Here is a 22,641-nt window from a genome sequence, read left to right as displayed (position 1 = left end):
TTTCCCCAGCCAACAGCGACTTCATCGAGGCTGCGAATTTTAATCTTATCCTTTGAGATTACCCTATTTGCTGCCAGGCTATGGATGGCCGTTATCTTGGGGAGGGTGCGATTCCACGACCTTAGGCATCCTTCGCCAGTCTCGCACTCCTTCGTGGTGCGAAGCCGAAGGTTATCTCAGAGGCGCTAGGTCATAGCTCGGTTGCCTTTACAATGGATGTCTACAGCCATATAATTGACGGTATGCAAAGCGATGCTATGGCGTTACTGGACGAAGTGCTGCCAGCGGGAGTAAACGGGGTATCTCAAAAAAATAACGCCAATTTAACGCCAACTTTTCAAGATTTAGCTTTGGATGCCAGCGTAGCTCAGTGGTAGAGCAGCGGTTTCGTAAACCGCCGGTCGTCGGTTCGACTCCGACCGCTGGCTAAACTTAAAATAATCAGCATTACTAAAAGAAATTCCCTTCTAATTCTCCGCAATTTTCCTATAAATAAAGGTGCCGAAATCCTTATTGGGTTGTCTCCGTAGATACGAAACATTGACACCACGACTCTTGATCATAGTCTCACCGCACTAGCATTCACATCGCCCGCTACTAAATACCGCAACAGGTTCCAGGGCTATACTCTCTCTTTAATACATAGCGATCTATCTTGGGATGCTAAAGTGTTATTACTGTTGCATTTGTTGCTCCAATGATATATTATGCACCGTAGAATTTTAGAGTATTCTGTAGATTTCGGCAATTTTGCAGCGGAATAGAATCTTTGATTCCAGCCTGGAATGAGTGGTCTATGCCAAGACTAAAATCTTTGAGCCAACGATCACAGATCAGTATAAGTGAAGCTAGTCGCCTTCTCGGGGTTAGCGAAACAACGCTACGCCAGTGGACCGATGACGGTAAGATTAGGGCTTTTATTACACCCGGCGGTCACCGCCGCTACTCCAGAGTGGAGCTACATCAGTTTATGGGGTCGCAAAAAAGGGTGCACACCATTAAGGACTTAGTCACCGAGCTAGAGCATGCTGCGCCATTACACCGCGAAATTGCCCATACGCTATTCAGTTCAACTTCGTGGTATAAAGAGCTTGACAGCGAATCCCAGCAACATTTGGCTGAGGCTGGCAGGCGACTCCTTAACCTTGTTATCAAATACATAACCGAGCCGCTTAAACGAGAGGAGAACGTTGAGCTTGTCCGAGACGTTGGGAGTGACTTTGGTGAGACACTGGCAAAGCTAGGGCTATCACTCACCGATTCCATCGAGGCTTTCATTCAGCACCGTGATCCAGTAGTAAATGCGGCTACTCGCCTCATGAAAGGTAGGGAGGCGCTGAATGAGCGCGCAATCGAGGCTATACCCCTCGTAAGTCACGTTATGGACGAAGCTCTAGTCTCGCTGATAACGGCGTACGAGAAAAATCGAAATACACTCCGACATAGCAACAATAGAGGCAATGACCTGTGATCTCCATCTCCCGGCTACTTTGTGACCACGTTGGGCCAGATGACCACCTTCGCTACGGTCACAAAGAGCTTAGTTTGCCATCAAATGGTTTCTCACCTCCCATTGTTGTTTGGAACTGTACTAGGCAATGCAACCTGCATTGCATCCATTGCTACGCTAGTGCCACCAGCCGAGGACATCCCGAAGAGATGGACACCGGGGAGGGAAAGGCACTCATTCGTGACCTGGCGGATTTCGGCGTGCCCGTGCTCCTGTTCTCCGGAGGTGAGCCGCTACTTAGAGAAGACATCTTTGAACTGGCGGGGTTTGCTCAAGACCAAGGAGTAATTCCTGTCCTTTCCACCAATGGAACCCTTATTACAGAGCCGGTAGCCAGAAAGATGCGCAGCGTCGATTTTAGAGAAGTTGGGATCAGCTTAGACGGCATCGGGGCGGACAACGACCGCTTTCGCGGTAAAAGGGGCGCCTACCAGGCAACCCTCCAGGGCATCCGAAGCTGCATAGCCCTGGGGCAACGGGTTTCTCTTAGGTTAACTATTACTCGCTCCAACTATGAGGATATACCAGCCATTTTCAGATTGGTAGAACAGGAAGGTATTGATCGGATTTGTTTTTATCATCTCGCCTATGCAGGTAGAGCAGAGGGAATGAGAAAGGATGACCTGGGCCCCTCTGAGACCAGAGCTGTAATAGACATGATATGTAAGCATACCCTGGAGCTTAATAAACGTGGACATCGAAAGGAAATCCTAACCGTGGGCAATCATGCTGATGGCGTTTACCTCTACCTCAAGTTAAAGAATCAAGATCCCCAGCGTGCTAGTAGGGTCTTGGCTCTACTTAGAGCAAATGGGGGCAATAACTCAGGCATCCGAATTGGGGCGGTAGATAATTTGGGAAATGTTCACCCCGATCAATTCTGGTGGCATTACTCTCTGGGGAACGTGCGCCAGCGAAAATTCGGCGATATATGGATGGATACCTCTGAACCACTGATGCGGGGGCTAAAGGATAGGAAGGGGCTGCTGAGAGGCCGCTGTGGCCAGTGTCAGCACCTCGACCTTTGCAACGGAAACCTGCGGGTCCGAGGGGAGGCGGTTTTCGGTGATGTCTGGGCAGAAGACCCAGCATGCTATCTAACTGATGAGGAGATTGGATTGACCCAGTGAGAGAAGTAGCGTTCAGAAGGGGTCGTCCCAATCCCACGGACAAGATTCAACCCAGCTTGAAACTGGTGGCCTGGGAGATTACTCGAAGCTGCAATCTGTTTTGCGCTCACTGCCGGGCGTCGGCGGGCTATGGCCATTACGAGGGCGAGCTTTCGACTGAGGAATGCCTCCGCCTCATCGATGAGATCCTCGAAGTGGGTAGGCCAATCTTGATCCTCAGCGGTGGCGAGCCGTTGCTACGCCAAGATCTATTCGAGATTGCCCGATATGCCGTGACCAAGGGACTACGAGTTGTCATGGGCAGCAACGGTACGCTCATCACCGAGGAGACTGCTGCCCGTTTAAAGGATGTCCCGGTATCACGAATTGGGGTGAGCGTAGACTTCCCAGTTCCCGAACTGCAGGATAAATTCCGGGGCAAGGCAGGTGCATTTGAAGCTGCTGTGGCAGGTATAGCCGAGGCCCGTAAAGCAGGCATCGACGTTCAGATTAATTGCACGGTTACCAGGATGAATGCCCGCTACCTGGATGACCTGCTCGATTTGGCGCTAAGAGTGGGGGCTGTTGCTTTTCACCCCTTCATGCTGGTACCAACGGGGCGGGGCAAGGGGCTCAGAGCAGAGGAGCTTAGCCCTCAAGAATATGAGCGGATATTGAATTGGATATATGATAAACAAATGGAACTGGGAGACAGTATGTTCTTCAAGCCTACAGACGCGCCCCACTACATGCGGGTCATAGTGCAGAGGGATGCAAAGATTGAGCCCGATAAACCCAAAACTGCCGACACGCATGGTCCTATGGCATCGCTCACCCGCGGCTGCCTGGCCGGTATAGGCTATTGCTTCGTCTCTCACCGAGGGAGGGTACAGGGATGCGGGTACCTCGATGTAGAGGCCGGCAACATTAGAAAGGAAAGCTTCGGCAAGATCTGGGAAGGTTCGCCCCTATTTCGTGAGTTGAGAGATCTCTCCAACATTAAAGGGAAATGTGGTGTCTGTGAGTATAAAAGGGTATGTGGTGGGTGCAGAGCTAGAGCGTATGAAGCCACAGGGGACTACCTGGCTGCGGAGCCATACTGCATCTATGAGCCGGGCGCACTGCAAAGACAGACAAAGGCAGTCAGCGAGGGAGCACAGGTTGAAAACAGGCCTTAATGATATTGCAGGCCTTGATGATATTGATAGAGGGCTGATTAACCTGATACAGGCTGAATTCCCTCTCGTCAGGGAGCCCTTTTCCGATTTAGGGCTGCAGCTGGGTATTAGCGCAGGGCAGGTAATCCATAGAATCGAGAGGCTGAAGACCGTGGGAATCGTTCGTCAGATAGGCCCTGTCTTCCATGCCGGGAGCCTGGGCTACCGTACTACCCTTGTAGCAATGAGGGTCCCTGAGAGCAGGCTGGATAATGCTGCTCGGGTTATAAGCGAACACCCCGGAGTCAGCCATTGCTACCAACGTGATAACCGTTTCAATCTGTGGTTCACCCTGGCCCTTCCTCACAGGGTGGATATGAAGAGCGAGCTGCGGAAATTAAACGGTCTCATTTGTGCCGACGATATTCTCGATCTACCGGCACTGAAGGTTTTCAAAATAGGGGTCTATTTTGATATGCATGGGAACGGTGAAGCGCTGCCGGACACCGGCATCGATTATAACAGGTCATCACATATAGACGACCAGTTGTCGCCCGCCGACCGTGCATTGATCAACGAGCTGCAGCAGGACCTACCCCTCTTGGAGAGGCCCTTTGACCTGTTATCAGCGAGGCTGCACATGGATGTGAATGAATTCCTGAATCGCTTTCGCTCTCTAAAGCAGCGCGGCTTAATGCGACGCTTTGGTGCCTCCATAAAGCACAACAGAATTGGTTTCGTGGCAAACGCTATGGCCTGCTGGATAGTTCCACCGGACATAGTGGACAAGGTGGGAAGAAAGCTGGCAGCCTTTCGGGAGGTCAGTCATTGCTACGAACGGAGAACCAATTCGCTCTGGCCGTATAACCTCTTCGCCATGATCCATGGGCGTACCAAAGAAGCCTGCCAGGGCGTGGTGAGCCAAGTATCCCGTCAGACCGGCTGTAAGGACAACGTAGTGCTATTCAGCGTTAGAGAATTCAAGAAGGTGAGAATAAGGTATCAAGTATGAATGGACACGAGCAAGCATCTCCCTACTACCCGATTTTTCTGAATATCAGGGGCAGGAAATGTGTGGTGGTCGGTGGTGGGCAGGTCGCCCTTCGCAAGGTAAATGCGCTTCTTAAGCACGGGGCCAGCGTCGAGGTGATCAGCGCCGACCCTTGTCAAGAGCTGGGTAAGCTGGCTGAGAGGGGGGAAGTGCACCTTCTTTCCAGAGATTATGCCCAGGGTGATCTGGTGGATGCCCTCATTGCTATAGCCGCTACCGACAACGGCAAAACGAACGAGGAAGTAGCTGCAGAAGCCAAGGGAAGAGGAATTCTGATTAATGTAGTAGATGATCCCCATCGCTCTGATTTTATTGTTCCCTCGCATCTTAGCCGCGGCGATGTTACGATCGCCGTCTCTACCGGGGGGAGGAGCCCGGCACTGGCGCGGAAAATCCGAGCCAATTTAGAGAAAGACTTCGGTACTGAATATGCCTCTTTGGCCGTACTGGTCAGTGAGGTTCGATCTGAATTGAAGAGAAGAGGGATTACGGTTGAAAGCGATGACTGGCAAGAGGTCCTAGATCTGGACCCGTTAATAGACATGGTGCAGGCAGGCCGAATTGAGGAAGTGAAAGCGATCCTCCTAACCAATCTAGAGAAGCTGGGACGAAGGGAGTCATGAGGTGAAGCCAGTTGCTTCCTATCTTTGCTTGGTCGGCGTAAATCACAGCACAACGACGGTTGCGACCCGCGAGAGGCTGGCTATCAGCACCAGCCAGCTCGGCGATGCCCTGGTTTCGCTAGGTAGCTATGTGGGCAAAGGCGTTATTCTCTCCACATGCAACCGGACTGAGATTTACACTGTGAACGGCGATAGCAGTTATGCAAAGCAAGCCAGCATCGACTTCCTAAAAACTTATTCAAACATCTCCGGCGCTGACCTGCGACACTATGTTTATGCGTATAGGGATAAAGAGGCCATAGAGCATCTTTTTCGCGTGGCTTCCGGGCTCGACTCAATGATAATCGGCGAGTTTGAGATCCTTGGACAGGTGGGGCGAGCATTGGAGGCTGCTGAAAAGGTGCGAACGGTAAATTTTCCCTTACGCAATCTCTTCCGGAACGCTATCCGCACAGGCAGGCTGGTTAGGGACGAGACCTTGATTAGCAGAAATGCGCTTTCGGTCAGTTCCGTGGCGGTAGACCTGGCAATAGGAGTTATCGGTAACCTCAGCAACCGTAGAATTCTGGTTATCGGCGCTAGCGAAGCTGGCATGTTAGTGGCCAAAGCAGCCAGAGAAAGGGGTGCTCGCTATATAGCTGTTACCGCCCGATCAGAAGAGAGAGCTTCAACTCTAGCAGCGATGCTGGGGGGGAGATCAGCTGCCATTAGCGATATAAAAGCTGAGTTGAGCACCTCAGACGTAGTCATTAGCTGTACCGGAGCACCACATCTAGTATTGGATCTTAACCTTGTGAAAGAGGCCATGGAAACTCGCCCAAAGCTTCCTCTTGTGATCATTGATATTGCAGTTCCCCGGGATGTGGATCCGGCGGTTGAGCAAATAAATAATGTATTCCTGTACAACATTGACCACCTTAGCGAGGTTTCAGATTCAAACCGTGAGCTGAGAGAGAAGGAAATCCGTGGTGCTTCAGCGATCGTAGAGACACAGGCAGATAAGTTCTTCCGGTGGTGGCAGGCTCTGGAGGTGAGGCCTACGGTGAGCGCCCTGGTAAATAAGGCTGAGGAGATACGCCTTCGCCAATTGAACATAACCTTCAAGAAGCTTCAGGGGCTGTCCGACGAGGAGCGAGCTAGCCTGGAATCCATGACTAAGGCAATCGTAAGGAAAATACTCCATGAACCAATACAGTGCCTCAAGGAAAATGCCCACAAAGAAGAAAGCTATACTGAATTGGTCCGTGATCTTTTCGGTCTGGAGGGGGAGAAGCGAGAGTGAGGAAGGGCATCGTCATTGGTTCCCGGGGCAGCAAGCTTGCTCAAATTCAAGCTGAAAGCGTGTTAGCCAAACTGCAAGAGCTGAATCCTGAGCTTGAGTTCACCCTCGACATAATAGTAACCAGAGGTGACCGCGAGCATAAGGTCCCTATGGATCGGATGGCAGGTGTGGGGGTATTTGTAAAGGAACTGGAGGAGGCCCTACTGGATGGCCGAATCGACCTAGCAATTCATAGCCTTAAGGATATACCCACTGAAATCCCCAACAGGCTATCCTTGGCAGCAGTTGTAGAGAGGCTCGATCCCAGGGATGTTCTGGTATCGAAAACCACCAGGCTCTCCGAGCTGGCACCAGGTTCACGAGTAGGCACGGGGAGCTTGCGGCGTGCCATTCAGGTGCTCAGCTATCGCCCTGACTTGGAAATATGTAGCATCAGGGGAAATATTGATACCCGACTGCGGAAGGTGTCCTCTGGTGAACTTGACAGCGTTATACTGGCTGCTGCGGCCATGATCCGTCTTGGCTATGAGGAAAGGATAACGGAATACCTATCTCCAGAGCACTTTCTTCCGTCGGTAGGACAAGGAGCGCTGGGGATAGAGATACGCTCGTGTGACCAGCACATAGCCGAGCTCGTTTCCGTACTCAATCACCACCCCACCCAGTGCAGCGTCGTTGCCGAGCGTGCCTTTCTCCGATCCCTGGGCGGCGGCTGTCGTGCCCCGATAGCAGCGCTGGGCACACTTAATAGCGATACCCTCAGGCTTGACGGAATGGTGGCTGGCACCACTGGCCAGTCAATTATAAGCAGCTCTGAGGAAGGAAACATCTCTAGCCCCGAGCAGGTAGGAATCCGGCTGGCTCAAAAGATACTTGCAATGGGTGCATCACAACTCATCAGAGAGGCGAAAGTCCGGTGAAGCGTGGCAAGGTTTACCTCTTGGGAGCCGGACCCGGTGATCCAGGACTGATTACAACTAAGGGTCTCGATTGTCTCAAGCATGCTGATGTGATCGTATATGATCACTTGGTCGATTGCAGCCTTCTCGAGTCAGCCCGCCCTGACGCGGAAAAGATATACGTGGGTAAGACCCCTGCGTGCCACGCCTGGGAGCAAGGCGATATAGATCGCCTGCTGGTGGAGAAGGCAAAGGAGGGCAAGACGGTAGCGCGACTGAAGGGAGGGGACCCGTTCATCCTAGGGCGGGGAGGAGAGGAGGCGGAAGCCCTGGCACGGAACCAGGTCTCCTTTCAGGTGATATGCGGGGTATCATCGGCGTCGGCTGTCCCCGCCTATGCCGGCATCCCGCTTACACACCGCGGGCTGGCATCGTCTTTCGCCGTTGTTACCGGACACGAGGATCCCAGCAAAGACAGATCGAGCATTGCCTGGGAGAAGCTGGCTACGGCGGCGGACACCCTGGTCTTTCTTATGGGCGTGGCAAACCTGTCTCATATAGTTCGGAAACTGGTAGATCATGGCAGAGCTCCCACTACCCCAATTGCTCTTATCAGAGAGGGCTGTGGGCCCAGGCAGGAAACCGTTGTCGGCACGTTGTCCGACATAGTAGCCAAAGCGACGCAGAAAGGTTTCAGCCCTCCCGCAGTGATAGTGGTCGGAGAGGTGGTCAGGCTACGGGAAAAGCTCCGCTGGTTCGACAACACTCCCCTATTTGGCAAGCGCATCCTGGTCACCAGGGCAGAGCATCAGACCAGCCTAATGAGCAGACTTCTCAGGGAGAAGGGCGCCCAGCCAGTTAAAATGCCCGTAATCGAGATTCAGGCTGCACTACACACAGACGAACTGGATCGAGAAATCCTTAATCTGGACAATTATCAATGGATAGTCTTCACCAGTGTCAATGGTGTAGAGGCATTCTTCCTGCGGTTATCTGATCTGGCTCTCGATGCCCGATGTCTCAAGGGCATCAGGATCGGCGCTATCGGCCCAGCAACCGCAAAGGCGATAACTACATATGGGATACTCCCTGACTACGTTCCCACTACCTATACCAGTGAGTGCTTATTGTCTGGTATCAAAGATAGAGTGGTCGCTGGTTCTCGTGTTCTACTCCCTCGTGCTGACATAGCGAATAGGGAGCTGGCTGAAGGGATCACCCAGCTCGGAGCAGAGGTGCACGAGATAGCTATTTACAGGACCATCCAGGCAAATACAGATTGTTCCCAAGGAAAACAGATGCTCTTATCTGGAAAAATTGACACGGTTACCTTTACCAGCTCCTCAACTGTGACCAATTTACTAGCTTTGCTGGGTACCGAGATCCCTTCAATAGGAACGGCTAAGGTTGCTTGCATCGGGCCAAAGACAGCGGCTACGGCTGAAGAAATGGGATTGAGAGTGGACATAGTTGCCGGGGAAAACACGATCCCCGGATTAGTGGAGGCTATAGAACAGTACTACCGTACAGGTGAAGGGAGGAGCACATGACAGGCTTTCCTCTATTACGTTCTCGTCGTCTACGGCAGACGGAACCGCTACGGGCCTTAGTTCGGGAAACCCGCATCAGTGTAGGGGATCTGGTTTACCCCCTCTTTGTCGTAGAGGGCAACGGCCAAAAACAGGAAATAGCCACCATGCCAGGCATCTTTCGCTATTCTATAGATATGCTGCCCGGGGAGATTGAGGGAGTGGCTAAGCTCGGAATTCCAGCAGTGATCCTGTTTGGTATACCCAGCAATAAGGACGCGTTCGGCTCTGCGGCTTATCATCCCAGAGGGGTTGTTCAGCAAGCAGTACGCACCGTCAAGCAGTCGGTGCCGGAGCTACTGATAATGACCGACGTTTGTCTCTGTGAATATACAAGCCACGGTCACTGTGGAATTGTTGTAGATGGCTATGTCGATAACGACCAGACCCTGAAACTCCTGGCAAGAACGGCCCTATCCCATGCTGAGGCCGGTGCTGACATAGTGGCGCCATCCGATATGATGGATGGCAGGGTTAAGGCGATCCGGGAAGCACTGGATGAGGGGGGATTCAATCATATTCCCATTCTTTCCTACGCCGCAAAATATGCCTCCGCTTTCTACGGGCCCTTCCGCGAGGCCGCCGAATCCACGCCGCAGTTCGGCGACCGCCGCTCTTATCAGATGGATCCCCCTAACTGGCGAGAGGCTTTGAGGGAGGTAGAACAGGATATAGCCGAGGGCGCAGACATGATTATGGTAAAGCCTGCCTTGGCTTACCTGGATGTTCTGCATAGGGTGCGCAATGCCTTCAATTGCCCATTGGCTGCCTACAATGTCAGTGGCGAGTTCGCCATGGTTAAAGCAGCGGCGCAGCGCGGCTGGATAGATGAGAGACAGACGATACTCGAGATTCTAACCGCTATCAAGAGGGCAGGTGCGGACTTCATCATCACCTACCACGCCAAGGAGGCTGCTCCCTGGGTATGAGCCCGGGAGGGGTGAATATGAAGGATTCAAAGCGTTCAAGAGAGCTCTTTGATGAAGCCAAACGCTATTTGCCCGGGGGTGTCAATAGCCCGGTACGAGCCTTTAAGGCAATTAATATATGCCCCCTCTTCATTAAACGTGGCCAGGGTTCCCGAATCTGCGATGAGGACGGCAACGAATTTATAGACTACGTTTGTTCCTGGGGCCCATTAATCCTGGGACATTCCCACCCCCAAGTGGTGAAGGCGCTCAAGAAGGCGGTAGAGCAAGGTACAAGCTTTGGCGCTCCCACTGAGCTTGAGACCACGCTGGCAGAAATGGTCTGCACGGCTATGCCTGCTATTGAAATGATTCGCTTTGTTAACTCAGGCACAGAAGCTACCATGAGTGCCATACGTCTGGCCAGAGCCTTCACCGGCAGAGACAGAATAGTGAAGTTCGCCGGGTGCTACCATGGACATTCAGACGGACTTCTCGCCAAGTCCGGCTCTGGAGTAGCTACATTAGGGATACCAGATAGCCCCGGAGTGCCATCGAGCTATACTCGTGATACGCTCGTAGTTCCGTACAATGATACAAATGCCGTTAGGCACTTATTCGAGCACTATCCAAAAGAGATTGCGGCTGTAATAGTCGAGCCAGTTGCCGCTAACATGGGAGTAGTCCCACCCCGGCCTGGATTCTTGGAAGGCCTTCGTGTATTAACCGAAAAGTGCGGGGCTCTACTCATATTCGATGAGGTGGTCACTGGTTTTCGCCTGGCTTATGAAGGGGCGCAGGCCCTCTATGGAATAACACCAGATTTAACCTGTCTGGGAAAGGTTATTGGTGGCGGGTTACCAATAGGAGCTTATGGTGGCAAGCGAGAGATTATGGAGATGGTAGCACCAATGGGGCCAGTTTATCAGGCAGGTACGCTGTCCGGTAATCCCTTGGCTATGACAGCGGGAATAGAGACGCTCAAGGTTTTAAGCCGACCAGGGGTTTACAGGCAACTGGAAGCCATGTCATCTGCTTTAGAAGAGGGCATAGCCGCGGCTTCGACCAGCGCGAAGGTACCTGTGCATACATCACGCGTAGGCTCGATCCTGACTGCTTTCTTCACCGATGAACCAATATTTGATTTCGAATCAGCGAAGCGGGCAGATGCGCGGCTCTTTGGCCTGTTCTTCCAACAGCTATTAGAAGAAGGCATCTACTGGCCCCCCTCTCAATTTGAAGCTGCTTTTGTCTCCGTTGCTCATTCCAGCGAAGATATTCAGATTACAGTTAAAGCTATAGACAGGGCACTCCACTCTCTTGCTTCTGCTCGCTAGGGTATGCGTCGGTTGGTGCAAGTAAAAAAAGGTGTACGCTTTCTCTTGCGATCCGACGTACTGTATTGAATTTTTCTCGAATTTCTGTATAATTGCTTTTGACTTGTCTCCTCGTTGATGTAAAAACTGCAGGTCATAGGGATCTGAAATACAGTAGTTTTAGCTTCAGATTGAGGAGAAATTGCAAGTCGCGTATTCGTAAACCGCCGGTCGTCGGTTCGATTCCGACCGCTGGCTGTTTTCGCCTATACCAGCCCCCGTTAGAGAGAATCGGGTTTCTTAAAGTCACCCTGATTCCCTTTGCAACCATAAAGTTCGAAAAGGGAGGAATTGTGAGCAAGCTTCTCGATAAGTTGAATCAGGTATCTCGAGGTTCGACCCCCTCTATAGGCTTCAGGACAGCGGTAGCGACACCGAAAAGCCCCCGCATGTTGCTTATCGCCACCCTTCCCGAGGTAGATGCCACTGCCATCGCTGCGGCCAGGGAGAGTGCCGATGCCGTGCTGCTCAGCGAGGAGGAGAGCGCCAATTTTTTCCAAAAACCAGAAAAAATCGCCACATCTTTCGGGGAGCTTCCCTGGGGAGTTTCAATCGGCGAAACTACCGAGGAGCAGCTCGCCCGGCTCAAAGCGGCGGGATGCGATTTCCTGGTCTTCGACGCTGAAAAAGCTCCGCTCATTCTGCTTCGAGAGGGAGAGATGGGCCGGATTTTAAAGCTCGGGCCCTCGCTGCCCGACGGCTTGATACGAGCTACCGCGCAACTACCTATCGATGCTGTGCTTATCGGTGACGAGCCTTCGCTCACGGTGCAGCGACTGATGGTCTGCCAGCATCTGGCGAACCTAGTGCGTAAGCCCCTGTTAGCGACAACCCCCATCGGTATACCGGGGGAAGACCTCAAAGAGCTCTGGGAGACCGGGCTGGCGGGGGTGGTAGTAAAGGTGGCGGGTGATGCCAAGGAAGGGCTCTCAGGACTTAGGCATGCTATCGATGCCCTTCCCCTTTCCAGGAGGAGAAGGCGCGAGAAGGCGGAGGTCATGCTCCCTTACCTGGGCGAAGAGGTGATAACCGATGAGGAAGAGGAAGAGGAAGAGTAACCCCCCCTCCGCCTACTCCAGTCGCCTGAGTCTGGGCTGAAAGACAGCCATCACCAGGGTGAAGAGGACCACAATGATGCCACCAGCCCCTATCGCCAGTGGCGCTCCGACAGCCTCGCTAACAGCGCCCAGCGGCAATGTCCCGAGTGGCATCATGGCAAAGGTCATAACATAGATGCTCATCACCCTTCCCAGCATCTCATGGGGCACACTGCTCTGAATCAGTGTATTATTAATCGCCAGATAGCCGGTGCCGAGCAGACCCACCGCGACAAGCAGCACGAGTGAGAGGGGGTAGGAACCTGAAAAACCAAAGAACGCCACGCTGGCCCCGAACCCGAAAGCGAGACCGACAAGAAGCAGCCCCTTCCTCCGGAAATCTCCCAGGGAGGCGATGACGAGGGAGCCGATAAGCGACCCCAGTCCCGCCATGCCCAGAAGCAATCCCAGGCCAACCTCGCCAACATTGAAGATGTCAACGGCAAATACGGGCATAAGGTTCATGTAGGGCAGGCCAAAGGCGATGGAGACGAAGGCCATAGCCAGCAGCGAGCGGATGATGGGGCTGTGGTGTAGGTAGCGCAGTCCCTCCACCAGGTCAACCCGTATCGAGGTGACCGCTCGCTCTCGAACCTTCTCCACCACCGGCAGCATAAATAGCAAGGCCGCCGATACAAAGAAGCAGAACACCACTAAGTAGTAGACGCCGGCCACCCCGATGGCACCTAGCAGTGCTCCCCCAATGGCGAAGCCTATAAATCTTGACAGATTCATCCCGGTGGAGTTAAGTGCGATGGCATTCATGAGCTCCCTTTCCTGCACCAGTTCAGGGATTATCGCCAGGCGCGCAGGTACATGGAAGGCAAAGATAATACCGGTGAGTGCTGCAGCAGCGATTAGATGCCACAGGGCAATCTCCCCGGTACCTATCAGAACAGCGATGATGAGGGTGATAATGCCATTGGCCACCTGGGTCCAGATAAGAAGGTCACGCTTTTTAACCCGATCGGCTACCGCGCCCCCATAAAGCGAGAGCAGGAGGATGGGAAGCCCCCAGGCAGCGATCACGATACCCAAGTACAGCGCCGAACCGGTCATCTCATAGACCAGCCAGTTCCGTGCAACCAGCTGAAAATGGACCGCTACAAAGGAGGCGAGCATACCCAGCCAGAACCAGCGGTAGTGGCGATTCTTGAGCGAGGTGAAGGTAGTGACCTTTCCCTGATAAGGGATTAATGCATCCAGTTCACTACTTCCTGGCGGGTCAGGGTGTTGAAAAACCGACATCGCTTCCACCGCAGAATATCGCCCTCCTTGTCATATGTCAAGCAAGATTTCTTGACACCCCTCACCATGGCAGCTAGAATGCACCTATGGTAGCTACGGTTAAGAGCGAAAAACTCCTTTTCGGTACCGCAGGCGTCCCCCGCAGCTCCATATTACAGTCGACCGAATCCGGCATCGAGCGGGTAGCGGAACTGGGGCTTAATTGCCTAGAGGTGCAATTTGTGCGCGGGGTGAAGATGAATGAGGGGATGGCACGGCAAGTGGGTGAGGTTGCGAAAAAGTGTGCTGTGAGGCTTACCGCACACGCCCCCTATTTCATAAATCTCAATGCCCATGAGAAAGAGAAGGTCCTCGCCAGCCAGGAGCGGTTGATTCAGGCCGCGCGTATCGCCTCGCTCTTTGGGGCCGTGTGTATTGTGTTTCACGCTGCCTCCTATCTAAACGATTCACCCGCAGCGGTATACGACAGAGCAAAAGGGAAACTGGAGGAGACGGTTAGAAAGCTCAGGGCATCGGGCAATCGGGTCTTACTGCGGCCCGAGACCAGGGGGAAAGGTAGCCAGTTCGGAACCCTGGATGAGATTTTAAACCTGAGCGCTGAGATCGAGGGCGTCGCCCCTTGCATCGACTTCTCCCACCTGCATGCCAGAACAGGAAATTTCAATTCATATGGTGAATTCATGGCCATACTGAAACAGGTGGAGGAGAGGCTGGGGAGGCAGGCACTGGAGCAGATGCACATTCACCTCTCGGGGATCCAGTATGACCAAAAGGGAGAGATCAAGCATCTTAACCTGAAAGACTCGGACCTCCGCTATGTGGAACTCCTAAGAGCGTTAAAGGAGCTAGAGGTAAAGGGGCTTATTATCTGTGAAAGCCCGGAACGTGAGGGAGACGCGCTGCTTCTCCAGGAAACCTACAACTCTCTATAGTTTTATATTATTGCTACGAAAATAGCGCCCTGAAGTGTCTTGATGAACCCTATGCCCATGTCATTCCCGCTCAGGCGGGAATCTAGACCGACCATTCTCTGAATTCCTGCTTCCGCAGGAATGACAGACAACGCAGATGTAAACATGCAACATTTTCACAACCAGTAGTTCTGCTGTCGAGGGGCATATTGGGTTCCGGGTGCCGCTTAGCTGAGTTCAAAGACGATTTAAAGGTCAACCCCCCTAGGGTTTTCCCGGCGCCTCTCCGCGGCGATAATGGTATCTATCTGAGCTGCCGCCCGGTCCACCCGATCATTTACCACCACATAATCGAACATCCCTTGTTGGCTCATCTCTTCATGAGCAGTAGCGAGGCGCCGCTCCAGCTCGATGGCGGATTCAGTATTGCGCTGCCTGACCCGTTTCTCCAATGCCGCCATAGAGGGAGGAGCCAGGAATATTAGGAGTGCCTGGGGCACGGCGCGCTTAATGGTTGCCGCCCCCTGGACATCGACCTTCACCAAGACATCGCATCCCCGCTCCAGCGCCTCTTTCACCTGGCGCCTGGGCACCCCATAAAAATGGCCATAGACCTCGGCCCATTCCACAAGTTCCCCTCCACTGACCATCTCCTCAAACCTCTCCCTTGAGACGAACTGATAGTCCACCCCATCGCTCTCTCCCTTCCTTTGCGGACGGGTGGTGGCAGTCACCGTGAAATAGAGGGGATGCCCCGATCCCTTCACCCAGGCGAGCACCGCATCCTTGCCCACACCGGAAGGGCCGGAGAGCACAATAAACAGTGGCTTCTTGCTGGAAAGGGGGCGCTTATCCTTCAGGCCTAACCCTCCCGAATCGCTGTCAGCCTGCCTGCAATGGTCTCCGGAGTGATGGCTGCCATCACGATATGGCCGCTGTCCATAATGAGCACCGCTTTTGTCCTTCTGCCATTGGTCAGGTCAATAACCATCCCCTTGCTCTTGCCCTCTTGAGCCATGCGCTTGGTGGGAGCTGAATTCGGGGGTGCCATAGCGATTACCCTGTTTATTGCCAGCACATTGCCGAAACCGACATGAATTAGCTCTGTTTTCATGTTCCGCTTTTTAGCTTTCCCCCCTTTCTATTACAACGAGTCTCTCCATTTCCTGCCAGAAGTTGGGATATGATATAGCTACTACCTCGGCATCATGGATCACTGTCTCTCCCTGAGCCACCAGTGCCGCAATACCCAGGGTCATTGCCAGACGATGATCATGGTTGCTCGCGCACTCTGCACCGGTGAGCTTCTTCTCTCGCTCTCCCTCAGCGGCCTGCCCACCCCCTCGAATAACCATGCCATCGGGAAGCTCATATATATCAACCCCCAGTTTCGATAACTCCCTCACCGTGGCCCCTATTCTATCGGACTCCTTGACCCTGAGCTCCTGAGCATCTATGATGGTGGTCGTCCCCCGTGCGAAAGAGCCAGCAAGGGCAATAAGCGGCAGCTCATCGATAAGCCTGGGGATGAGGCTTCCCCCAATCTGCGTCGCTACCAGGTTGCTGGATTCGATCTCAAGATCGGCGACAGGCTCGCCGCCCACCCTTCGTACACGCTCCACACCAAGCTTTGCACCCATCTGTTTAAGTACGTCTATGATCCCGCTCCTGGAGGGGTTGATCCCTGTATTTACCACCCTGATCCGGGCATTGGGATGGATCGCCCCGGCTACGAGCCAGCAGGCAGCAGCGCTAATATCACCGGGGACGCGAACATCGATGTTTACCGGTGAGGCAGTGGGAGTAAGCTTGATCCTTGTGCCCTCACGCCGGAGCCCTGCCCCCATAGCCTTGAGCATGCGCTCGGTGTGATCGCGCGAGGGCGCCGGCTCAGTAATGGTGGTATCCCCCTCGGCGAAGAGGGCGGCAATAAGGATCGCTGACTTTATCTGTGCGCTCGCTACAGGTAGGCGATAGTCTATTCCCTTAAGCTTATTCCCTTTGATCGCTAGCGGTGCAAGGGAATTACTGCCCCGCCCCCAGATCTCCGCTCCCATCAAGCGCATTGGCTGGATCAAGCGGTCCATAGGGCGAGACCTCAGCGACTCATCCCCGGTAACTATGGAGAGAAAGGGCTGAGCGGCAAGCAGCCCCGCTAGAAGACGTACTGTGGTGGCGCTGTTACCGGCATGGAGCACATCTACAGGCTCACTAAAGCCCGCTCTACCCACGCCGGAGACAACTAAAGCGTCCCCCTCCTGGTTAATCTCCACCCCCAAAGCCCTTAAACATGATATCGTGGCGCAGACATCATCGCCCGGGGCTATATTCTCTATCCTCGCCCTCCCCCTGGCTATGCTATTCAGTATAAGGGCACGATGCGATATCGACTTATCTCCCGGTGGCTCGATCTGACCCCGCAGAATCGAGCAACCCCTTACCCGCTGCTTCATAATAACCCCATCCTTACATTCGCAGCCATCTCTCTCGTTCCTTGCGTACCTGTATAAAGGCCTCTTCCAGCCTATCGATTTCACCACCCTCGCTTATCAGGTAGCGTAGTGCCCTCAGTTCCTCAATATAATCATCGATCCATTTAATGATGGGCTCCCTATTGGTGAGGCAGATGTCCCGACTCATCAGGGGATCCCCCGATGCCAAGCGGCTAAGGTCTCGAAACCCCGAGGCGGCAAGCGTTGCCATCTTGGGCCACAAGGGACTCTTGGTTGTCACCGCGACCAAGGCTACCGAGATAAGCAGAGGAAGATGACTTATGCCGGCGACCAGACTATCGTGCTCTGAAGCATCCACAAAGAGGGGATTTGCCCCGATTTGCCGCACCATCGCCGCAACCCTATCGCATGCCTCTTCACTAGCACCACTACCCGCTATCAGTAAGTAGTTACAGCCCCGAAACAGATCGCCATCGGCAGCCTCTACCCCGGAGGCCTCCTTGCCTGCCATGGGATGTCCGCCGATAAAGCTCACCGATGGGGGCAAAGCCTGCTTAGCCCAATCCAGAACCCTTGCCTTGGTGCTCGCCGTATCGGTAACGATGGAGCCCTGGCGGAGGCCTACCCCCATCTCGGCCAGTATCCCATTCATTGCCATAGCAGGGGTGGAGATAATGACCAGGTCAGCACCCTTCACTGCAGAAAGCAAACTCACCTCAGTGCGGTCCACCGCCCCTAGCTCAAACGCCCGAGATGCAACCTCAGGTCGGCGGGCGAAACCTACCACCTCAAAGCCCGCATCAGCCTTTCTTAAGGCCAGGCCTATCGACCCACCGATCAACCCCAGCCCGATAATGGCTATCCTCATTAAACCACACCTCTAATCCACGCCAGAGCCAGCACATTATAACACAGTTCTGCCCCACCACCAATCTCATGAATAAGAGCTAAAAATGCCTTGACATTATCAACTTGAAGCCTTATAATATTGAATTCGAGGGGATCAGATCCCTGAAGGTTATTGCCTCTTTGCAACTTGGATACCACGAGCAGAAAGCTTTCTAGTAATAATCTAATGTCCTTTCCCCATAAGGAACCCAAGGGATGACCAAGTATATCTTTGTAACTGGCGGCGTAGTTAGCTCCGTGGGAAAGGGCATCGCCGCTGCCTCTATAGGAAGGATCTTGAAAAGCCGCAACATCTCGGTCTCCGTTCAGAAGCTGGACCCCTACATTAATGTTGATCCGGGGACAATGTCTCCATACCAGCATGGCGAGGTCTTCGTTACTCAGGACGGTGAGGAAACCGACCTCGACCTGGGTCACTACGAACGCTTCATCGATACCAACCTTACTGCTTCCTCCAGCGTGACCACGGGTCAGATTTACAGCTCGATCATTGCCCAGGAACGGCGTGGGGATTTTCTCGGCGGCACTATTCAGGTGGTGCCTCATGTTACCAATGAGATAAAGCGTCGTTTCAGCGAGGTGGCGAGAGAGAGCCGGGCGAGCGTTGTGATTGTCGAGGTAGGAGGCACAGTGGGTGACATCGAGGGACTTCCCTTCCTCGAGTCCATCCGCCAGATGAGGAGCGAGGTGGGCAGGGAGAATATCCTCTATGTTCATGTTACCCTTCTCCCATACCTCTCCTCTACCGGAGAGCTGAAGACCAAGCCCACCCAGCATAGCGTCAATGAGCTTAGGCGCATCGGTATCCAGCCGGATGTTATTGTATGCCGCAGTGACCAGCCCATCACTGACGAGATCAGGGACAAGATCGCCCTCTTCTGCGATGTCGACCGGCGTGCCGTGGTGCCCCTGCTCACACTGCCCGTAATATATGAGACCCCTCTCGTCCTTGAGGAGGCGGGGTTGGGGGAACTCATTCTAGATATGCTTGGCCTACCCAACACAAGCGCGGATCTCAACGAGTGGCGGCACCTTGTGAACCAGATGAAGGAGCCCAAGGAACCTGTCTCTATCGCCATTGTGGGGAAATACGTGGAGCTACGAGACTCCTACCTCTCGGTCAAGGAGGCTTTAGACCACGCTGCAGTCTACCATGATAGAGCTATACAGATTCATTGGATTCACTCGGAGGACCTAGAGAGGGATGGTGACAGCTTGCTGCGCTCCGTTCAAGGGATTGTGGTCCCCGGCGGCTTCGGCGTTCGAGGCATCGAAGGCATGGTAACCGCAGCTCGATATGCCAGGGAGAACAAAATCCCCTACCTGGGACTTTGTCTGGGGATGCATATTATGATTATTGAGTATGCCCGGTATGTGCTTGGTTCCACTGAGCCCAATTCTGCCGAGTTTGATGCGGAGACTCCCTATCCCGTGATCGACCTGCTTCCGGAACAGCGCCAGGCATCAGGAAAAGGGGGCACAATGCGGTTGGGCAGCTATCCATGTCACCTGGTAACCGGGACCAAAGCCGCTTCAGCATACGGGGAGAAGGTAATCTATGAACGCCATCGCCACCGATTTGAGTTCAATAATGATTATCGGGATACATTAGTCAGCGCGGGTATGGTTTTCAGCGGTCTCTCCCCAGAGGGGAGCCTGGTTGAGATAGGCGAGCTTCGGGACCACCCATTTATGCTGGGATGCCAGTTTCACCCCGAGTTCCTCTCGCGTCCCAACCGTGCTCATCCCCTGTTCCGCGATTTCGTCGGGGTAGCGAAAGGGGTGCTCCGCGAGGGAGCTCAGCCCACCCTGCCCCTGGTATAATTTCCCCCTCCCACTCAAGGGATAGGGTTTATTTTTACCAAATTAAGGAATGCTTACCGCCAACAATCCATTATCAGCGACAAACCGAGGTTGAAAAGCCGCTGTAGGCAGGTTAAAGAGCAAACGTTAGTATGTTTAATGTGATTGCTGTCACCGCAAACTTGCGTTCCCCAAGCGGTAGGGAGACGAAGTAAAGGGAATCGAAAAGATGGATATTTATCTTGATACGGCAAATATAGAGCACATCCGCCATGCTGCCAGGCTGGGGGTCATCAGTGGCGTGACCACGAATCCTACCCTGGTTTCGCGGGAAAAGGCCGGTAACCTTAAAGCAGCGGTGCTGGAGATATGTTCCATTGTTCCCGGCCCCATATCCGTAGAGGCGCTTAGCCTCGATGCCGAAGGGATGAAACGGGAGGCACGGGAGCTTTCCTCATGGCATGAGAACATCGTGGTCAAGATACCGGTATCGGAGGCGGGGCTGGAGGCAATAAGCGTGCTATCTCAGGAGAACATCAAGACAAACCTTACCCTTTGTTTCTCCGCAAATCAGGCACTTCTGGGTGCCATTGTGGGGGCTACCTATGTAAGCCCCTTTGTGGGGCGGCTCGATGATATCGGTCATCAGGGAATGGCGGTGGTTTCCGATGCGGTGGAGATATTCCATAAATATGATCTTCACACCAAGGTGATTGCCGCCAGCCTGCGCCATCCCCTGCATACCATCGCCGCGGCCAAGGCAGGAGCCCACATTGCCACCATCCCCTATAGTGTACTGATGCAGATGATTCGCCATCCACTCACCGATATCGGCATTTCCCGCTTCGCGGAAGACTGGAAGAAGGTAACCCAAAAATGAGATGGCTTAGCTCCGCTGGCAATCCAAAATGCTGATTGCCAACGGCACCACTCAGGCTCAAAATATGCTATCATCGGATGTTGATGGGGGTTCGTTCGTGAAGATAGTTCTCACAAGAGGCTTGGGTGTAATCACGTGTCATTCCGAACTTGTTTCGGAATCTCAAGATTAATACAATGAAACAAATCGCCGGGGCCATGAAACCTCATATTACGTTGAGAGGAGCATTAAAGACAGAGGAATCTCCAGGATAGTATCGAATGGCGAGATCGCCGCGCCCCCCGACACCTCGGCCTATATTAGGGGACACTTCGGACCAAGTCGGGGCTCAGAATGACAGTGAGAATTGCTTTGTACTTTATTTTCATGGTAATAACACCGGGGCTTTCTATAGAAGGGGCATTAGCGACCGAGCGATCCCGGAGGAAGAAGTGAAGGAGAGAGAGGTAATGAGAAAATGAGCATCAATATTACGGAACTGGAATCAAAGACGCGCGAACAATTGCAGGAAATGGCGAAGGAACTTGGCATCTCCGGCTGTACATCCCTGAAGAAGCGGGATCTGGTCTTGAGGCTTCTCCAGGCAAGCGCAGAGATGCAGGGAAATCTATTTAGTGGCGGTGTGCTGGATATCATGGATGACGGTTACGGTTTCCTGCGCCAGAACAGCAGCAGGGCTGTGGCCACCGACATTTACGTATCACAATCCCAGATTCGGCGCTTCGGACTGCGCACCGGCGACACCATCACCGGTCAAGTAAGACCGCCGAAGAACGGGGAGAAATACTATAGCCTTTTACACATCGAGGCGGTCAACGGCATTGACCCGGAGCAGGTGAAGGATCGCCCACATTTCAATTCCCTGACCCCCACCTTCCCCGAGCGGTTCATCGACCTGGAAACCACCTCCGGCAATCTTGCCACCCGCCTGTTGAACCTGATCGCTCCCATCGGTCGCGGGCAACGGGGGCTCATCGTCTCCCCACCCAAGGCGGGGAAGACCATGCTGCTCAAGCACATAGCTAATGGCACCTCAGCCAACTATAATGACATCATTATCATGGTCTGCCTCATCGGGGAGCGCCCCGAGGAGGTCACCGATATGAAGCGCTCAGTGAAAGGGGAGGTGATAAGCTCCACCTTCGATGAGCCGGTGGAGAGCCATACCAAGGTAGCTGAGCTCGCCCTGGAGCGGGCCAAGCGCCTGGTGGAGACCGGGAAGGATGTGATGATCCTCCTCGATGGCATCACCCGGCTCACCCGTGCCTACAATCTCGCCCTGCCCTCCAGCGGGCGTACGCTCTCCGGAGGCATCGATTCGGTAGCCCTCTACCCTCCAAAGCGCTTCTTTGGCGCTGCCCGCAACACAGAGGAGGGAGGCTCACTGACCATCATTGCTACCTGTATCATCGATACCGGCAGCCGAATGGACGATGTCATCTATGAGGAGTTCAAGGGGACAGGGAACATGGAGCTTCACCTCGACCGCAAGCTTGCGGAGCGCCGCATATTCCCCGCCATGGACATCCTGAGAAGTGGCACACGCCGTGAGGAACTGATAGTGAATGAGCAAACCGTGCAAAAGATGTGGCTGCTCCGCCGAATGGCGAACCTGTTAAGTAATAACTCCCAAAGCCCTACCGATGCAACCGAGCGGGTTCTGGAAAGGTTAGCCAAGACCTCCTCCAATGCCGAGTTCCTCGCCACCCTATCCAAGGATATGTAGCGCGACTATTAGTCTTAGCGCTACCAGACAGATGGCCAATTAGCTATATAAAGCGGTAAAGGTATTGACAAATTGAATATTTATGTTATAAGATAACACAACGTATTCTC

21 protein-coding genes and 1 tRNA gene are annotated in these 22,641 nt (G+C 53.4%); 17 read left to right on the top strand and 5 right to left on the bottom strand.

Annotation, left to right across the window (positions count from 1 at the left end; genetic code table 11):
• Positions 1 to 212: 212 nt before the first annotated feature.
• The 13 genes from VMX96_03420 to VMX96_03360 all read left to right on the top strand — a co-directional run bounded on the left by VMX96_03420 (position 213) and on the right by VMX96_03360 (position 12,562).
• Positions 213 to 377 carry a hypothetical protein gene (locus VMX96_03420; protein ID HUU62953.1) on the top strand — a complete coding sequence of 55 codons (165 nt, stop codon included), beginning with the start codon at positions 213 to 215 and terminating at the stop codon, positions 375 to 377.
• Positions 357 to 428, top strand: a tRNA-Thr gene (locus tag VMX96_03415). Before VMX96_03420 ends, VMX96_03415 begins: the two co-directional genes overlap by 21 nt.
• Positions 429 to 796: 368 nt before the next feature.
• Positions 797 to 1,471 carry a helix-turn-helix domain-containing protein gene (locus VMX96_03410; GenBank protein ID HUU62952.1) on the top strand — a complete coding sequence of 225 codons (675 nt, stop codon included), beginning with the start codon at positions 797 to 799 and terminating at the stop codon, positions 1,469 to 1,471.
• Positions 1,468 to 2,640, top strand: a complete 1,173-nt coding sequence (locus VMX96_03405; protein HUU62951.1) for a radical SAM protein — start codon at positions 1,468 to 1,470, stop codon at positions 2,638 to 2,640. The genes VMX96_03410 and VMX96_03405 overlap by 4 nt, the downstream gene beginning before the upstream one ends.
• Positions 2,637 to 3,797 (top strand): radical SAM protein, encoded by a 1,161-nt coding sequence (locus VMX96_03400; GenBank protein ID HUU62950.1) that lies wholly within the window; start codon positions 2,637 to 2,639, stop codon positions 3,795 to 3,797. The genes VMX96_03405 and VMX96_03400 overlap by 4 nt, the downstream gene beginning before the upstream one ends.
• A complete protein-coding gene (locus tag VMX96_03395; protein ID HUU62949.1) occupies positions 3,781 to 4,788 on the top strand; it encodes an AsnC family transcriptional regulator in 1,008 nt (335 codons plus the stop codon). Before VMX96_03400 ends, VMX96_03395 begins: the two co-directional genes overlap by 17 nt.
• Positions 4,785 to 5,450 carry a bifunctional precorrin-2 dehydrogenase/sirohydrochlorin ferrochelatase gene (locus VMX96_03390; GenBank protein ID HUU62948.1) on the top strand — a complete coding sequence of 222 codons (666 nt, stop codon included), beginning with the start codon at positions 4,785 to 4,787 and terminating at the stop codon, positions 5,448 to 5,450. Before VMX96_03395 ends, VMX96_03390 begins: the two co-directional genes overlap by 4 nt.
• A 1-nt stretch (position 5,451) precedes the next feature.
• A complete protein-coding gene (hemA, locus tag VMX96_03385) occupies positions 5,452 to 6,732 on the top strand; it encodes a glutamyl-tRNA reductase (protein ID HUU62947.1) in 1,281 nt (426 codons plus the stop codon).
• A complete protein-coding gene (gene hemC / locus VMX96_03380) occupies positions 6,729 to 7,652 on the top strand; it encodes a hydroxymethylbilane synthase (protein ID HUU62946.1) in 924 nt (307 codons plus the stop codon). Before hemA ends, hemC begins: the two co-directional genes overlap by 4 nt.
• On the top strand, positions 7,649 to 9,181 hold the full coding sequence (gene cobA / locus VMX96_03375; GenBank protein HUU62945.1) for a uroporphyrinogen-III C-methyltransferase: 1,533 nt from the start codon (positions 7,649 to 7,651) through the stop codon (positions 9,179 to 9,181). Before hemC ends, cobA begins: the two co-directional genes overlap by 4 nt.
• Positions 9,178 to 10,149, top strand: a complete 972-nt coding sequence (hemB, locus tag VMX96_03370; protein HUU62944.1) for a porphobilinogen synthase — start codon at positions 9,178 to 9,180, stop codon at positions 10,147 to 10,149. The genes cobA and hemB overlap by 4 nt, the downstream gene beginning before the upstream one ends.
• 17 nt (positions 10,150 to 10,166) lie before the next feature.
• Entirely contained in the window at positions 10,167 to 11,465 is a 1,299-nt protein-coding gene (gene hemL / locus VMX96_03365; protein HUU62943.1) for a glutamate-1-semialdehyde 2,1-aminomutase, read from the top strand.
• A gap of 332 nt (positions 11,466 to 11,797) precedes the next feature.
• Positions 11,798 to 12,562 carry a hypothetical protein gene (locus VMX96_03360; GenBank protein HUU62942.1) on the top strand — a complete coding sequence of 255 codons (765 nt, stop codon included), beginning with the start codon at positions 11,798 to 11,800 and terminating at the stop codon, positions 12,560 to 12,562.
• A 12-nt stretch (positions 12,563 to 12,574) separates the two neighbouring features.
• On the opposite strand, the gene VMX96_03355 is transcribed toward VMX96_03360, so the two are convergent.
• Positions 12,575 to 13,849, bottom strand: coding sequence for an MFS transporter (locus VMX96_03355; GenBank protein ID HUU62941.1), 1,275 nt, complete (start codon positions 13,847 to 13,849; stop codon positions 12,575 to 12,577).
• 86 nt (positions 13,850 to 13,935) lie between these two features.
• Between VMX96_03355 and VMX96_03350 the strand changes: the two genes are divergently transcribed.
• Entirely contained in the window at positions 13,936 to 14,781 is an 846-nt protein-coding gene (locus VMX96_03350) for a TIM barrel protein (protein HUU62940.1), read from the top strand.
• Between the two features lie 227 nt (positions 14,782 to 15,008).
• On the opposite strand, the gene VMX96_03345 is transcribed toward VMX96_03350, so the two are convergent.
• The 4 genes from VMX96_03345 to VMX96_03330 are packed head-to-tail and all read right to left on the bottom strand — an operon-like array spanning position 15,009 to position 18,081.
• The gene (locus VMX96_03345) at positions 15,009 to 15,620 is read right to left on the bottom strand and encodes a guanylate kinase (protein ID HUU62939.1); all 612 of its coding nucleotides are present in this window, start codon (positions 15,618 to 15,620) and stop codon (positions 15,009 to 15,011) included.
• A 2-nt stretch (positions 15,621 to 15,622) separates the two neighbouring features.
• Positions 15,623 to 15,874, bottom strand: a complete 252-nt coding sequence (locus VMX96_03340; GenBank protein ID HUU62938.1) for a DUF370 domain-containing protein — start codon at positions 15,872 to 15,874, stop codon at positions 15,623 to 15,625.
• Positions 15,875 to 15,884: 10 nt separating this feature from the next.
• Positions 15,885 to 17,213, bottom strand: a complete 1,329-nt coding sequence (aroA, locus tag VMX96_03335; protein HUU62937.1) for a 3-phosphoshikimate 1-carboxyvinyltransferase — start codon at positions 17,211 to 17,213, stop codon at positions 15,885 to 15,887.
• A gap of 13 nt (positions 17,214 to 17,226) precedes the next feature.
• Positions 17,227 to 18,081 (bottom strand): prephenate dehydrogenase/arogenate dehydrogenase family protein, encoded by an 855-nt coding sequence (locus VMX96_03330; protein HUU62936.1) that lies wholly within the window; start codon positions 18,079 to 18,081, stop codon positions 17,227 to 17,229.
• Positions 18,082 to 18,317: 236 nt separating this feature from the next.
• Here VMX96_03330 and VMX96_03325 point away from each other — a divergent pair, with 236 nt between their 5' ends.
• The 3 genes from VMX96_03325 (at position 18,318) to rho (ending at position 22,531) form a co-directional block, all read left to right on the top strand.
• Complete coding sequence (locus VMX96_03325; GenBank protein ID HUU62935.1) at positions 18,318 to 19,946, top strand: CTP synthase; 1,629 nt, start codon at positions 18,318 to 18,320, stop codon at positions 19,944 to 19,946.
• 208 nt (positions 19,947 to 20,154) lie between these two features.
• Entirely contained in the window at positions 20,155 to 20,805 is a 651-nt protein-coding gene (fsa, locus tag VMX96_03320) for a fructose-6-phosphate aldolase (GenBank protein ID HUU62934.1), read from the top strand.
• A 457-nt stretch (positions 20,806 to 21,262) separates the two neighbouring features.
• The gene (gene rho / locus VMX96_03315; GenBank protein ID HUU62933.1) at positions 21,263 to 22,531 is read left to right on the top strand and encodes a transcription termination factor Rho; all 1,269 of its coding nucleotides are present in this window, start codon (positions 21,263 to 21,265) and stop codon (positions 22,529 to 22,531) included.
• Positions 22,532 to 22,641 lie beyond the last annotated feature (110 nt).

The organism is Dehalococcoidia bacterium, from assembly GCA_035528575.1.
Lineage (GTDB): Bacteria > Chloroflexota > Dehalococcoidia > E44-bin15 > E44-bin15 > DATKYK01.
This window is presented reverse-complemented; position numbering and strand designations above follow the sequence as displayed.

Excerpts from the sequence above, each read along its gene's own strand:
- VMX96_03420 (HUU62953.1), top strand. The coding sequence starts at position 213 with ATGGATGTCTACAGCCATATAATTGACGGTATGCAAAGCGATGCTATG.
- VMX96_03410 (HUU62952.1), top strand. The coding sequence starts at position 797 with ATGCCAAGACTAAAATCTTTGAGCCAACGATCACAGATCAGTATAAGT.
- VMX96_03390 (HUU62948.1), top strand. The coding sequence starts at position 4,785 with ATGAATGGACACGAGCAAGCATCTCCCTACTACCCGATTTTTCTGAAT.
- hemB (HUU62944.1), top strand. The coding sequence starts at position 9,178 with ATGACAGGCTTTCCTCTATTACGTTCTCGTCGTCTACGGCAGACGGAA.
- hemL (HUU62943.1), top strand. The coding sequence starts at position 10,167 with ATGAAGGATTCAAAGCGTTCAAGAGAGCTCTTTGATGAAGCCAAACGC.
- VMX96_03355 (HUU62941.1), bottom strand. The coding sequence starts at position 13,849 with ATGTCGGTTTTTCAACACCCTGACCCGCCAGGAAGTAGTGAACTGGAT.
- VMX96_03350 (HUU62940.1), top strand. The coding sequence starts at position 13,936 with ATGGTAGCTACGGTTAAGAGCGAAAAACTCCTTTTCGGTACCGCAGGC.
- VMX96_03340 (HUU62938.1), bottom strand. The coding sequence starts at position 15,874 with ATGAAAACAGAGCTAATTCATGTCGGTTTCGGCAATGTGCTGGCAATA.
- aroA (HUU62937.1), bottom strand. The coding sequence starts at position 17,213 with ATGAAGCAGCGGGTAAGGGGTTGCTCGATTCTGCGGGGTCAGATCGAG.
- VMX96_03330 (HUU62936.1), bottom strand. The coding sequence starts at position 18,081 with ATGAGGATAGCCATTATCGGGCTGGGGTTGATCGGTGGGTCGATAGGC.
- VMX96_03325 (HUU62935.1), top strand. The coding sequence starts at position 18,318 with ATGACCAAGTATATCTTTGTAACTGGCGGCGTAGTTAGCTCCGTGGGA.
- fsa (HUU62934.1), top strand. The coding sequence starts at position 20,155 with ATGGATATTTATCTTGATACGGCAAATATAGAGCACATCCGCCATGCT.
- rho (HUU62933.1), top strand. The coding sequence starts at position 21,263 with ATGAGCATCAATATTACGGAACTGGAATCAAAGACGCGCGAACAATTG.